Origin of the sequence: Priestia veravalensis, assembly GCF_001457055.1 — a bacterium.
Lineage (GTDB): Bacteria > Bacillota > Bacilli > Bacillales > Bacillaceae_H > Priestia > Priestia flexa.
Genome location: NZ_KQ758667.1, coordinates 18846 through 33107, shown reverse-complemented (window position 1 = coordinate 33107; position 14262 = coordinate 18846). Strand labels below are relative to the sequence as shown.

Annotated in this window: 12 protein-coding genes; 2 read left to right on the top strand and 10 right to left on the bottom strand. The window is 36.8% G+C overall.

Features of this window, described 5'->3' with window-relative positions:
• The coding region (locus tag AS180_RS14790) for a DUF4372 domain-containing protein (RefSeq protein ID WP_139109188.1) at positions 1 to 184 on the bottom strand (184 nt) is incomplete at its 3' end.
• 193 nt (positions 185 to 377) lie between these two features.
• Between AS180_RS14790 and AS180_RS14785 the strand changes: the two genes are divergently transcribed.
• Positions 378 to 656: a hypothetical protein gene (locus AS180_RS14785; protein ID WP_175384205.1), complete on the top strand. Its 279-nt coding sequence runs from the start codon at positions 378 to 380 to the stop codon at positions 654 to 656.
• 57 nt (positions 657 to 713) lie between these two features.
• Here the strand turns inward: AS180_RS14785 and AS180_RS14780 are convergent, their stop codons facing one another.
• From AS180_RS14780 to proB, 3 genes are all read right to left on the bottom strand, one after another.
• Positions 714 to 1169: a threonine/serine exporter family protein gene (locus AS180_RS14780; RefSeq protein WP_025910424.1), complete on the bottom strand. Its 456-nt coding sequence runs from the start codon at positions 1167 to 1169 to the stop codon at positions 714 to 716.
• 15 nt (positions 1170 to 1184) lie between these two features.
• Positions 1185 to 1946: a threonine/serine exporter family protein gene (locus AS180_RS14775; RefSeq protein ID WP_025910425.1), complete on the bottom strand. Its 762-nt coding sequence runs from the start codon at positions 1944 to 1946 to the stop codon at positions 1185 to 1187.
• A gap of 117 nt (positions 1947 to 2063) precedes the next feature.
• Complete coding sequence (proB, locus tag AS180_RS14770; protein WP_025910426.1) at positions 2064 to 2885, bottom strand: glutamate 5-kinase; 822 nt, start codon at positions 2883 to 2885, stop codon at positions 2064 to 2066.
• A gap of 180 nt (positions 2886 to 3065) precedes the next feature.
• Here proB and AS180_RS14765 point away from each other — a divergent pair, with 180 nt between their 5' ends.
• A complete protein-coding gene (locus AS180_RS14765) occupies positions 3066 to 4517 on the top strand; it encodes an alpha-amylase (protein WP_025910427.1) in 1452 nt (483 codons plus the stop codon).
• Positions 4518 to 4726: 209 nt separating this feature from the next.
• Here AS180_RS14765 and AS180_RS14760 read toward each other — a convergent pair whose 3' ends face one another.
• The 6 genes from AS180_RS14760 to AS180_RS14735 form a co-directional block, all read right to left on the bottom strand.
• Complete coding sequence (locus AS180_RS14760; RefSeq protein WP_025910428.1) at positions 4727 to 6172, bottom strand: DEAD/DEAH box helicase; 1446 nt, start codon at positions 6170 to 6172, stop codon at positions 4727 to 4729.
• A 148-nt stretch (positions 6173 to 6320) separates the two neighbouring features.
• Positions 6321 to 7865 (bottom strand): glycoside hydrolase family 32 protein, encoded by a 1545-nt coding sequence (locus tag AS180_RS14755; protein WP_090752834.1) that lies wholly within the window; start codon positions 7863 to 7865, stop codon positions 6321 to 6323.
• A 145-nt stretch (positions 7866 to 8010) separates the two neighbouring features.
• Positions 8011 to 9501 carry a glycoside hydrolase family 68 protein gene (locus AS180_RS14750; protein ID WP_025910430.1) on the bottom strand — a complete coding sequence of 497 codons (1491 nt, stop codon included), beginning with the start codon at positions 9499 to 9501 and terminating at the stop codon, positions 8011 to 8013.
• A gap of 239 nt (positions 9502 to 9740) precedes the next feature.
• Positions 9741 to 11015 (bottom strand): ABC transporter substrate-binding protein, encoded by a 1275-nt coding sequence (locus AS180_RS14745; protein ID WP_025910431.1) that lies wholly within the window; start codon positions 11013 to 11015, stop codon positions 9741 to 9743.
• Between the two features lie 24 nt (positions 11016 to 11039).
• The gene (locus AS180_RS14740; protein ID WP_062687033.1) at positions 11040 to 12212 is read right to left on the bottom strand and encodes a response regulator transcription factor; all 1173 of its coding nucleotides are present in this window, start codon (positions 12210 to 12212) and stop codon (positions 11040 to 11042) included.
• Between the two features lie 55 nt (positions 12213 to 12267).
• Positions 12268 to 14004: a cache domain-containing sensor histidine kinase gene (locus AS180_RS14735; RefSeq protein ID WP_062687031.1), complete on the bottom strand. Its 1737-nt coding sequence runs from the start codon at positions 14002 to 14004 to the stop codon at positions 12268 to 12270.
• Between the last annotated feature and the right edge of the window lie 258 nt (positions 14005 to 14262).

Here is a 14262-nt window from a genome sequence, read left to right as displayed (position 1 = left end):
CCAATGCATGTAGACTTTCAATTTCTACTAGCTGTGCAAAAAGTAATAATTTAAGGAATGATTCTGTCGTTAATTTTTTCGTATAGTAATCTAATTTCAATGTTTTCACGTTATCTTCTAATAATTGAAGATTAATTGGTGAAAACCATTGTCCAAATGAAGTTTTTCGTGTAATCTTGTCCATAAGTTTGGTCCTTTATTAGTGGATTTGGACGGGTTACCACCATCTATTTCCATTATAAAGGACTTTTTGTTTGCCTAAAATAATAAAATTGAAGATTTTGAGTCTTTTTAATAGTTAATTTAAATTAATGCAACACTAGTGAAAAGAATTTTATGAAACACCACTCTTATTTATGGCGAACTTTAATTTAAACATGGAGCAAGAGTTAGGAACGATTAGTCCTATGTATTTTGCGCCAATGATTGTAGATGAATTAAACTATAAGCCAACTCTATTTTATAGCTATTTATCAAAAATGAAAGAACATATTCCAGCATTTCGTAAGCAAATTTATCTAAATGATAAAGGAGAAGTTGTTCATGACACCTCTTCTTTAAAGCGAGACGCTATTCAATATATGAAGCAATATCAACTATTAGAATTCGACACCTTATCCGGAAAGCAATATGGAAAAGAGTCATTATATAAATAAAAAAAGGTCTCTCATCTCCATTGATTCGTTTCAATGAGGTTGGGGGACCTCTTTTCTTTATGGACGATATTTTGCTTTCACATTTAATTTCGACTGTCGAATAATTTGATTAACTACTTCCGAAAACACGATTCCAATGGCAATTGATCCTGAAATCATAAATGCTTTTGCAGCTAAGCTAATTGCTGTATTGTAATCATTTTCTACGAAGTTTCGCATGGCGTCATAGGCAATTCCCCCCGGTACGAGTGGGATAATACCTGCAACTGTAAAAATAATAATGGGCATGCGATATACCTTTGCATAAATTTGGCTAATAATTGCAATAAAAAACGCAGATGCTACTGTACTTGGTACTTCATCAATATTGTACATCGTCATCAGAAAGTAAATTAACCAGCCAATCATTCCAACAAAACCACACTTTAATAATGATTCACGTGGAACGTTAAAAATAATACCAAACGCAGCAGAAGCAATAAAGCTTGTAATAATTTGCTCAATGATTGTCATATGCAGCCCTCCTTCTTATAACAATGTAAATACAACTGCGATTCCAGCACCAATGGCAAAAGCCGTTAAGAAAGCCTCTGCACCTTTAGACAAACCCGATAACAAGTGTCCTGCCATTAGGTCCCTTACAGCATTGGTAATTAAAAGCCCTGGCACCAGAGGCATAACCGATCCAATAATAATTTTATCAAGTTCACTTCCAACACCGATTGTGACAAATAGCAGTGAAAGCGTACCAATGGTTAGAGAAGCAGTAAACTCGGCAAAGAATTTAATTGGAATAATACGATGGAAATAGACAAGTGCTAAAAAGCCAAGTCCTCCGGCTAACATAGCTGGAATGAAGTCTAACCATTGACCTTGAAACATGATTAAAAAACAGCCGCTTGAAATAGAAGCAGCCGCGAGCTGGACCCATAAAGGAAACGCAACGTTGGATTCTGCGATAGTTTCTAAAGCGTCATATGCTTCTTCTAATTGCAGTTGACCTTGACTGATTTGACGCGATACGCTGTTAACTAACGTTACTTTCTTTAAATCTGTTGTACGTTCAGAAATACGTATGAGCTTCGTTTTAGTGGGCTCACTCGTCTCCAGAGAAAACATAATTCCGGTTGGAGTTACATAGCTATGTGATGTTTTAATGCCAAATGAAGCAGCAATCCTCATCATTGTATCTTCTACTCGATATGTCTCTGCTCCACTTTCTAGCATAATTTTCCCTGCCAGTAAGCAGACGTCCATAATGTCATATCTATCTAATTTCTTTTCTTTCATCTTCTCACTCCAAACGTCTAAAGTCTGGTTTGTTTCTTACAGCATACAGTGTATAAGAAACAAAGGATGATACGCAATGCTTAATTAAAAAAAGTGTGGATTTCCCACACTTTTTTCTTAACGGACTTTTTGCTTTTGAGATAAAAACAGCGTTCCTAGCTCTTTACCATTAATTAAATCGCGTAGGATAGCAGGGTCTTTACCGTTTGCTAAAACCACGTTAATCCCTTCTACCGTAGCACGCTTCGCAGCCGTTAATTTTGTTACCATTCCACCTGTTCCCACAGAAGTTCCACTACCTCCCGCAAACTCTTCTAGCTCAGGCGTGATTTTTTCAATGACTTTAATAAGCATCGAATTCTCATTTTTTGTTGGATCTGAGTCAAAGAAGCCATCAATATCTGATAAAATCACCAATAAATCAGCTTGAATAAGTACTGAAACGATAGCCGATAAATTATCGTTATCTCCAAAGCGTACAATATTCTCAATTTCGTCAATTGCTACGGTATCATTCTCATTAACAATTGGAATGACGCGGTCTTCAATCAACTTTTCAAATGTATTGACGACGTTATTTCGAACGTGTTCATCTTCAATAACGTCTTTGGTTAACAACACTTGCCCCACAATATGACTATATTCTCCGAAAAATTTACTATAAATATGCATTAATTCAGACTGTCCTACAGCGGCCGCTGCTTGCTTGTCGCGAATTAACGTTGGTCGATTTGCTAACTTTAATTTCTTGACTCCTACTTGCACTGCACCTGATGTAACCAATACCACTTCTTTACCCGAATTCATTAAATCAGACAAAACACGCGTTAATTTTTCAATGCGCCCTAAATGAATCTCTCCATTGTCGTATGTTAAAGTTGATGTCCCTACTTTGACAACGATACGTTTACAGCTATGTAATTGATCTCGATACCCCATGCTGTTCATTCCTCCAAAAGCTTATAATTTTAAAAAATTATAGCAGACTTCATCAGAAAAGTCTTATTCTTTTTGATTACTCGATAATTTCTGTTTTTGAAATTATTTCCTTTATACATGGTTTAGATAAGACGCATAGTAGGAATATAACTAGAAAACGGGTGTGAGAGGATGAGATGAATGGAACGTAATCACACAATGATTCAGTTTTTTGAATGGCATTTGCCAGCTGACCAAAATCATTGGAATCGTTTAAAGGAAGTAGCACCTGAGCTAAAGGAAGCCGGCATTGATGCTGTTTGGATTCCTCCAGTTACAAAGGCATCTTCACCTGATGACAATGGCTATAGCGTATACGACGTCTATGACCTAGGTGAATTTGAGCAAAAAGGAAGCACCGCTACAAAGTATGGAACAAAAGAGCAATTACACGAAGCAATTCAAGCGTGTCATGACCACGGAATCAGCGTGTATGTTGACATTGTCATGAACCACAAAGCAGGGGCTGATGAAACAGAGACCTTTCAGGTAATTGAAGTAGATGCTGATAATCGAACAAACGAAATATCTGAGCCTTTTGATATTGAAGGGTGGACAAAATTTACATTTAACGGTCGAAACAATAAGTACTCAGATTTCCAATGGAATTTTACACATTTTAATGGAACAGACTATGATGCTAAAGAAGATCGTTCTGGTATCTTTAAAATCCTTGGTGAAAATAAAAAGTGGAACGAAGAGGTGGATCAGGAATTTGGAAACTATGATTATCTGATGTATGCCAACATTGATTACGACCATCCCGATGTTAAAGGTGAAATGATTTCCTGGGGAAAATGGCTAGCAGAAACGTTAAATTGTGACGGCTACCGACTGGATGCCATTAAGCATATTAACTATAACTTTATCAAAGAATTTGTATCAGAAGTCGCTGCTGAGCAAGGAGAAGATTTTTATTTTATAGGCGAGTTTTGGCATCCTGACTTAAGAACAGCAGCAGATTTTTTAGATCATGTTGAACACGGTATTGATATTTTCGACGTTCCTCTTCACTACAAGTTATATGAAGCTTCACAAAAAGGAAGAGATTTTGATTTACAAACAGTATTTGATGATACACTTGTCCAAGTCCATCCATTAGATGTGGTTACCTTTGTAGATAATCATGATTCGCAGCCCAACGAGTCCCTTGAATCATGGATAGAAGACTGGTTTAAAGAATTAGCGTACGCCTTAATTTTACTTCGAAAAGATGGATACCCATGCATATTTTATGGGGATTTCTTCGGTATCTCTGGGGACAACCCTATGGATGCAAAAAAGGACATGCTCACAAAGCTTTTATCGGTGCGCTACCACAAAGCGTATGGAGACCAAGATGACTATTTCGATCATCCCAATACAATTGGCTGGGTTCGTCATGGAGACCCCTCTATTGAAGGCTCTGGCTGTGCTGTCATTCTTTCAAATGGAGATGAAGGAGATAAGCAAATGTTTGTAGGAAAAGAGCACGCTGGTAGTACTTGGATTGATATGCTTGAAAAACGAGACGATCAGGTTACAATTGATGAGAATGGCTATGGTTGTTTTACGGTTAATAGTCAAAGTGTATCCGTATGGATTAAACAATAGAAAAGAGTTTGGGACAAACCAAAATGATGGCTTCTAAAAGATGAACACTAGCTGTTCCCATCTTTTTGGTTTGTCTGAACACGTTCGTTCCACCCTGTTTCCAACATTGTTTTCACAATCAACCAAAAAAACCTGAACGATTAAAAGTTATGAACTCTCAACCGTTCAGGTATAATAGAGGCTGAACTACTTATGTCTCAGTCTCTTTTTCACTTTTTCGCTTCATGCACTTTTAACTTCTTGCCTTTGATGCTTTTATTTTTTAATACCTTCAATACAGATGGACCTTTACCGTTTAAAATCTCAACGTACGAATGATTATCTTGGATGGTAATAATCCCAATATCTTGAGCGGACATACCAGGCAATTTAGCAATAGTTCCCACAAAATCAACCGCACGAATTTTCTTTTTCTTACCGCCATTAAAATATAACTTCATAATATCTTGGTTAACTTTTTCACGCTTCTCTTCTCTTAGAACTACCGGTGCTTCCATTTTCTCTTGAAAAGCCGTTCTGTTAGCTTTTACTTCTTCAACAGATGGTGGGTTACTTAACTGAATATCAGCTTGGCTGTATTCACGAATTTCTTCTAAGAACTTTTGCTCATAAGACGTCATAAACGTAATGGCTTTTCCTGACTTACCAGCACGTCCTGTTCTACCCGTACGATGCACGTATTTTTCTTTTTCAAGTGGGAAATCAAAGTTAATGACAAGCGTAATATCTTCGACGTCAATTCCTCTAGCAGCAACGTCAGTGGCTACTAGATAGCGAAACTCACCGCGCTTAAAGTCATCCATTACTTCAAATCGATCTTCTTGAACCATCGCTCCGTGCAGTAAATCAGCAGAATAATCACGTTCGTCTAAGTACTGAAAAACTTCTTTTACTCGTTCTTGTGTTCGACAAAAGATGATGCAGCTATCTGGGTTTTCAGCAACCGTGACATCTGATAACAAGGAAAGCTTACTCCCTTCTTCCACTTCCATCACGTGATGTGTAATAAGCTGCGGTGCTTTTCCTACTGTTTCGATTTGGATACGCTCAGGATTAATCATATATTTCTTAGCTAAACCTTCAATATCAGCTGGAAACGTTGCAGAGAAAAGCATCGTAGTTCGACTAGTCGGAAGCTTATCTAGAATCGCTGATACTTGATCAATAAAACCCATGTTTAACATTTCGTCTGCTTCGTCTAATACAACATATTTTAAACATTCAACAGATAACGTGCCTTTTTCAATATGATCTAAGACGCGGCCAGGTGTCCCCACTACGATATGCGTTTTTTGTTTTAGCATAGTCTTTTGCTTCATAAAAGACTGTCGGCCGTAGATGGCCACGCTATTAACACGCTTATAGCGACCGATACTCTTCATTTCATCACTAACCTGTGCCGCTAATTCACGGGTAGGCGTCAGCACAAGTACTTGTGGCTTGTTTTCAAGCCAATCTACTTTTTCACATAGTGGAATGGCAAAGGAAGCTGTTTTTCCGCTTCCTGTTTGTGAGGTTACAATTACGTCTTTATCTTCTAATACTTTGGGAATAACACGCGCTTGAACTGGTGTTGGTTGGTTATATTCTAAGGCATCTATGGCCTTTATGATTGGATCACTAATTGCGTAATCAGTAAATGTTGAACTGGACATATGGTTCCTCGCTTTTTTATTATTTAACGTTCCTTGTTACATATAGAATTCACTTTATAAGCTTTTATTAGTATAAACGATTTATGAGAGAGAACAAACAATGAAAAAGCTTCGGCTACTTATGGCCGAAGCTTTTTCATATTCTTATTTACTTTTTTTGATTTGTTCCTAACTCTTCAACCTTCACATTTTCAAACGTAGCTGTACCACCAGAAGAAAATAGCGAAATGCCTTGGTCTTCAGCTAAGGGAAATACTAAATTGGTATGCACCACTTTCCCACCGTCTATAAACACTTCTACGCTTGTTTTATCAACGAGAACCGTAAGACGTGCATTTTTGTTATTACCACCAAAAGGCGCTTGGCTTTCTTGAAACTTTTTCTCTTCGTCTGGATTTTCTACAAACGCTCGATTTACGTAGGAATAGTTTTCAGAAATAGCTAATCCCACATCAATATGTCGAGACTTGTCCTCTGATTCACGTAAACGCAAACCAATATTTTCGCTGTCTTCCCAAGACACATCAGCTTCTATTCGGTACGTTTCTCCCTTCATATCCAGTGTGTTAGATTCATCTATTAATGTTATATCATTATATTTTTTCTCCGATTTTACAAGCTGTTTTAAATCAGCCACAGGCTGAGAGGCTAATGCGTAACCGTACTGTTCATCTTCTTGTAGCGTAATTTCTCGAACAATTGAATCCGTTCCATTAAATCCGTCGGCTTCCATGGTAGGAGTGTTGTCTGCATATGACCATTTGTTCATCCAAGCAAGTCCGTAACGCTTGTTTAACTTGTCGTCAGCCTGGCCATCTTCAAGTGTAACGCCACCATACCAATCAAAACCGTAATCTAGCCACTGAGGCTCTTCATGCTCTTTTTCAAAGTTCTCTCCATTAAAGTCACCGATCCAATAAGCATAGTTGTTTGGTTTATCGACTGCTTCACCATTTGCACTCATACCAAGCACCCACTTAACAGTGCCATTAGGGGCTCTCATTTGGAATAAATCTGGACACTCTAATACGCCATAATCCTCCGTTTGAAAGTCACCAGTGAACTTCCATTCCTTCAGATTCCCTGATTCATAAAATCCAATTTTAGAACCTTCTGCAAGCAGCATCACCCATTTATCACGTTCATCGTCCCATATAATTTTGGGATCGCGAAAATCTTCTATGCCAGGATTGGATAATACAGGTTCATCGCCAGCACTTTGAAACGTTTTTCCTTCATCTGTGCTATACCATAAATACTGCTCTTGCTTCCCTCCGTCTTCTGAAGGTTGCGTTACAACTGCGATAAATGCATTCTCTCCAAATCCAGCTGTATTGTTACGATCAACAACAACAGAACCTGACCATGGATCTCCATTTTTATTCGTGTACTTTGGAATTGCTACTCCTTCATCTTTCCAATGAACAAGGTCTTCCGAAGTTGCATGGCGCCATTCAGTTCCATTACCATCGGGATAATCCTTATTGTAAAGGTAATAGTAGTGATACTGTCCATTATAGAAAATCGGCTTTTGTGGATCATTTTTCCATTTATCAGGTGCCGTAAAATGGTAAGACGAGCGATAAGATGTTGATTCCACAGGTTTTTTTTCGCTCTTATCTTCTTTATTCATTTGATTCATCCATACATAAATGCTAGCGCCTATTATGATTGCTAAAATGATAACTAGCATAGTCCACCTTCTCTGTATTGAATTCAACCTGCCCATACTATCACCACACTTCATTAAAAGTATTATGTCACCCAATGGTTTTACCCAATAAATAAAAAGAAAATGCCACTATCATGACATTTTCTTTTTCATTTCATATCAAAGATTATTTTTTCTTTTCATCATACGTGATTTGACCTTGTTCTAAAGTACCATTTTGGACAACTGAAGATTTGTTGCCTTTCATATCAAGTAAGAATGAAGGTGCAAACGTTGATTTCTTATCTTCAAAGAATCCGCGGTTTGTCATATAGCTTGTTACAACAAATTTGTCAGAGTCTTTTTGTGGAATCACGTAGTGTGCGTATGTCCATGTTACATCATTTGGATCTAAATCTTGATGCAATACAATACCTGTGTTATTCATTGGTTTATATGGACCTGTTAAAGAATTTGACACATAGCCAAGCATGTAAATATCTTTATCATCGACACCATCAGTCGTCATTTTAGAACCACGTGTGCTTGTAAATAAATAGAACTTGCCATCTTTTTTGAAGATATTGGGACGTTCAATTTCATCTGTTACTGTATTTGATACAATTAGTGGCTTCATTTCATTTTTCAACGTGTAGTCATCGTTAATTTCAACGATACCAATCGCACCGTTTGCAAGCTCTGCTTCATCTTTCTTGTCACTATTGTCAAGGTTCTTAAACTCATCGCGGAAGAACTTCATACCGTTGCCGTAGTATGCGCGATTATAAAGAGACTCTTCACCAGAATAACCATATTCAGTACCTGTGTTTGCTTCAAAAACTAAATATTTGCGACCTTTATCTTCAATGTAGTGAGGGTCACGTAGCGTATGGTTGTTCATAAAGTTACGATCTTCGAAAGCTTTGTTTACAGACTCATACGTTTTGCTGTCTCCACCTTCGTAGATTGATTTATGATCTTCAACACCGTCAACTTTCAGCGTGTTTTCTTGTTGTTCAGAAACATTAACCTGTGCTGTTGTAAGAGTTTGTTTACCGAATAATTTTTGGCTTTCATTAAAATCACCACGGTTTGTATAGAATAAGCGAATTTCACCGTCATCTGTGAATAATGCAGATCCTGACCATTCTTCTATTTGTCCTTTTAAGTGCTCGTCGTTTGCTTCGTACTTGTCATTATCGTCAAATACACGACCAGCATTTTTCCAAGCGTCAACGGAATTGTCTCCTGCTTTTTTATAGAACATGTAGATAAATGTATCGTTAGGGTTCTTAGGATCTCCAGCTAAACCAAATACAATGTGATAACCGTTATATTCCGCTACCGTACCGTCAGCATTTTGCAATGGCCACGTATCCCATACGTCCATTTTAATTTTGTTTCCATTTTTATCTGTTTTAACAGCTGATTCTACATTTTTGATTGTTGATTCATCAAAGCCTGGTACCGTATAGCGCTTGTCACCATGTTGGTTTACCATGTTCTTCATTGCTTCACGCGTAATTTGTGAAGTACCGTACGTTTCTTTATAGGATTTTGCTTGTGCTTCATCTACACCTTTACCTTTAGCAGAAGCAGGTGTAAAGCTACCTCCTAATAAAATTGCTGCACTTAGGGATGCTACCGTTGCTTTTGACGCAAAATTACGAAAGTTCATCAAGTTTTCCTCCTAGTAGATAGTTTTTCATGCTTTGGCAAGACACGGACGATACTTCTTTGACTTTAATTAGTTTTGGCTTGATTGATCGTTCGTTCCATACCTGATACATTAAGTATAAAAAACAATGCTTTGGCTGAATACGGCATAAATTGATTGAGTTTTCGTCTTAAATTGATATACATGACAAAAGAATGACAAAAGAAGCCCTTTCTCAAATTGAAAAAGGACTTCAATGATTATGGCTTGCTATCTTCTCGTAAAACTTCATCTAACTGTCTAAGTGTTTCATCTTTTGAAAGCTCTCGATTTAAGTATCTTTTTAGCGTACGACCTGCTTCTCGCTTAGCAGATGATGAATAAGCAAACCAATTGGAATTATAGGTTTCTTTCGTGTGGTAAACATTCAGTACTTCTTTACTAATGGGACCTATATCATTTGTTTTTATATGCTTAAAAGCTGGAGCAAAGCCAAACCGTTCAGTCATAAATTGCTGACCTTCACTTGATGAAACCGTCCAATTTAAGAATTTTTTAGCTTCTCGCTTTTTTATTGAAGATGCTTTTTTATTCACAACCCAGTAGTTTGGAACACCTGTTAAGATTTTGCTGTTGGCTTTATCATTTAATGGAACTGGAAAAATACCAAACGACTTATCGAGAGCTTCCTCATCTAATAGCGGCTGTACCCAGCTTCCCTGCAGTATCATCGCTGCTTCTTCATTTGCTAACATCTCCACTTCAGTATAATAATCTGTTTTCGTTGCAGATTGATTTCCATATTGGAGAGTTAAGTCTAAGAATGATAACAAATCTTTTGCGATTACGTTTGTCGTAAAGCTTTCTTTCCCTTTTTTCAGCTGATGATTAAATTTTATTGGATCTTGCTGAATTGCAAAAGCAAGGCTAGTTAAGTGATAACCCAACTTCCACTCTTCGTAATAGCCGTTTGCAAAAGGCGTAACACCGATGTTTTTAAGCTTCTCTGCTGCCACTTTTAACTCTGAATACGTGCGAGGAATAGATTGAATACCAGCTTTTTGAAATAGCTCTCTATTATAAACAATTCCAAAACCTTCAATATCCATCGGCATGCCATATACTTTGTCTTCTACCGTAATTGGCTTTAACGTATCAGGATATGCTTTTTCAACCCAAGGCTGGCTACTCAAGTCTTCTAAATAATTAATCCATTCTTTTGTCGCATCATAGCCGATATTTGTAAAGATATCGGGCCCTTGACCTGCAGCAATTTGGGCAATGATATCAGAGAAATCATCCGATGCTCCACCCACCGTTTCGACATGGATTTTGACATTTGGGTTCTGTCTTTCATACTCCTGTACCATTTGTTCAAACTGCGTTGCAATTTCGACTTTAGGATTACGTATAGTTAAGACGACCTGTTCTGTTTCTTTATTTTCCGTTTCAGTTTGAGCGTTTGAAGAACCACAGCTTGTCAACACACTCAGTAAAAGAGAGACAAAAAACAGGTAGCATATTTTTTCTTTCATTTATTCACCCTTGCCTCTCTTAGCCTATATAGATGATTTTTCACTATCTCTTACATTGGCGTATAAAGCCCGGTATTCAAAAGGAGTTAAACCAACTACCTTCTTAAACAGCTTCGAGAAATACTTTTCATCCTGATAACCAAGCATTAACGAAATAGAATGAATGGTTTCAGCCGTTTCTAATAACCACTGTTTCGCTTGTCTTACTCTTAAATTTGTTACATATTTAGATAGCGTCATACCCGTTTCTTTTTTAAATTTCCTTGATATATGTTCTCTTGTTAAAAAAAACATTTTTGATAGTTTCTGGAGGCTAATATCTTCCATATAATAGTCTTCTACATATGCTACTATTTCTTGCATACGCTTCAGTGCTTCTAGCTCATCCACTTGACGAATTGCTCGATATTGATTGCCCTTTAGTGCTGTCAAAAGACCGTTAAACACCTCTGGAATTTGATTAAAGGAAGAGAATGAATCTTGAACCAAACGAATTGGAATTGAAATATTTTCACTTATCCACCGCTCTACATAAACCCATTGATGTTTTGCCGTTAGGACAATGTACAGATTCTCCTCACCCTGAAATGTAAAAGTTGCTCCCATATTCCGCGCTTGTAATTCATTTGAAAGCTCATTAATACAAGGATCAGGTTGATGTCCTTGATAAAAATATAGCAGTGTAAAATCTATGTCTTCCGCTTCTGGAATTATTGAATGTAAAAATGCTGTATCCGTTCCTTCATTTAAACATAAGGACGTCATTAGTTGACTGTGACGAAGTTTTTTAGCCTCGGCTAGTATTTCTTCGTTTTCTTCTTGTTCTGCCTCTAAAGAGTCTACTACTTTTGTTAACACTTGTTGAAAAGCTTCGGGGTCAATTGGTTTCAGCAAGTAATCAAAGCTATTTAATTGAATAGCTTTGCGCATAAATGTATAATCATCATACCCCGTAACAAGTATGACTTTTCCTGTATACGAATGTTGATTTAACCTTTCAATCAGCTGTAAACCACTCATTTTTGGCATTTTAATATCCGTAAAAATCACACCAGGCTTTTCTTTTTCAATTATCTCCAAAGCCTCTATGCCATTAGTAGCTTCTAACACTTCATTGACTCCTACGCTTTCCCATTCTCCTAGTTGGCGCATCACTTTACGAACATTTTTCTCGTCATCAACAATCAACGCTTTCACTATATTTACCTCCCTTAGCAGTCAAATCAATAGCTGTTTTATTCAAATTGAAATTCTACTTATTAATAGGAATTGTCATCATTACCTCAAAGCCTTTTCCCTCTAGGCTATCAATATGAAACGTTGCTTCATGACCAAAATGTAGCAATAGCCGATCATAAATATTCTTCAACCCTATACCTTTTTGTGTAGCACTACGGTTATAAATGGTTTGACGAAGTGAATTCAGCTCAGCTTCTTGAAGGGTTGGACCATAACTTTTCACTGCTAGCTTAATAACTCCCCTTTCTTTTTCACCAATAATTTCTAAACGTGATTCGTCACTATACTTTTCATAGCTATGCTTAAAATAATTTTCAACTAAAGGTTGTAGGAGCATACTCGGAATAAGCTCATTCTCAACTTCTTTATCTACTGAGAATTGAACATCGACCTCTTCACCAAACCGCTCTTTTTGTAGCACCAAATAAGAATGGATATAGTCTAGCTCTTTATCTACTGTTACTAATTGATCTGCTTGCAATGAGTAACGCATCATCTTTGATAAAGAAATGATCAATCCATAAACCCCTTTTGCTCCAGAATCTAAAGCAACAGCGCCTATTGACTGCAAAGCATTGAATAAGAAATGTGGATTCACTTGAGACTTGAGCGCTCTTAGCTGACTTTTCTTTACTTCAATCTCCAACTTATATTCCCGATCAATATGATTGTTAATACGGTGCAGCATTTCTTGCATATGATTTTCTAAATGGCCAATCTCATCTTTGCGAGAAGTTGTAAGCATCACATCCATGTTTCCACCTTCAATGGATCGTACTTTATCACTCAAAACTCTTATTGGCTTTGTGACAATGCGTGAAATTAGAAAAACCATAATTACTCCCAGCACTACCACGCCCAATCCCAACACAACGTTTGTATAAGCCGCTTTTTTAGCATCTTGAAACAAGGCATCTTTAGAAATAATCTTCACTACTCGCCAGTTATTCAGTGGTGCCTGTAAGCTTTCAGTGAGTACAAGCTCTGTTGACTCACTCAATGCTGTAAGCTCCTTTTTACTAATCATTTGTCCCATTTGCTTTGAATCACTGGAATACATTACTTTATAATCTTCGTTAAGTAAGAAAACCGATGTACCATCGTCTCCCTCAAGCTGTTTTACTAATGGAGAGTACGAAGTAATATCAATATCCATTGTTAGAAAGCCAAGAAACTCTTCACTTAAAATGTTTTTAATTTTATGATGCATTGTTACTACCATGGAATCTTCTGTCTTAGGGATAATTGGAACGTTGTCATAATTTTTAGCTTTATGCGGTTCTTCAATCACATAATCTTGCTCTGATTGATAAAGCTGTTTAAATGGAGGGTGCTTGACATAATTACTTTGTGTTTTTGGTGCGCTCAAATTTGATTTATAAACAATCAATGATTCTTTTTCCTTGTGAAAATAAAAGCGGAGCTGCACCAATTCTGGCCTTGTCGCTGAAAATGTTTCAATACTCTTTTCAAAAGATAAAAAATTACTGCTATTTTCTTTTGGCAAGCCCTCATCAAAAACTTGTAGTATATCTGGCATGTTATAAACGGAATACGGCAATGTAATCATTTTTTCAAAGTGTTGCTCAAGATCATTTCCCGCTTCACGTAGCTCTTCACGGCTTTTTTCCAACTCTTTGTTCTCAATGCTACTTTTTGTATTTCCATAAATAATAAACACCGACAGGAAGTATGGTAAGATAATAAATATTACTAGAAGCAGTAATAACCGAACTTGAAAGCTTCTCATTTATTGGCTCCTTTTCTATGTTGTTAAACCACCTGAAAAGCCCTTCCTAAAGCATTTATAGACTATAACAAGGCTTATATTACGTCAATCATACCGAAGTAATACTTACTACCTCTAAAAATATGTAAAATAATGTTTTTTTGGTTTATACTGGTTTTTTTATAAGATTTACTATTTATAATTCATGAATTTTTATACATTTTCTTCTTAAGATATTTTTTTATATAGGTATTTAAACTCAAAAAATGTAATTAGAAT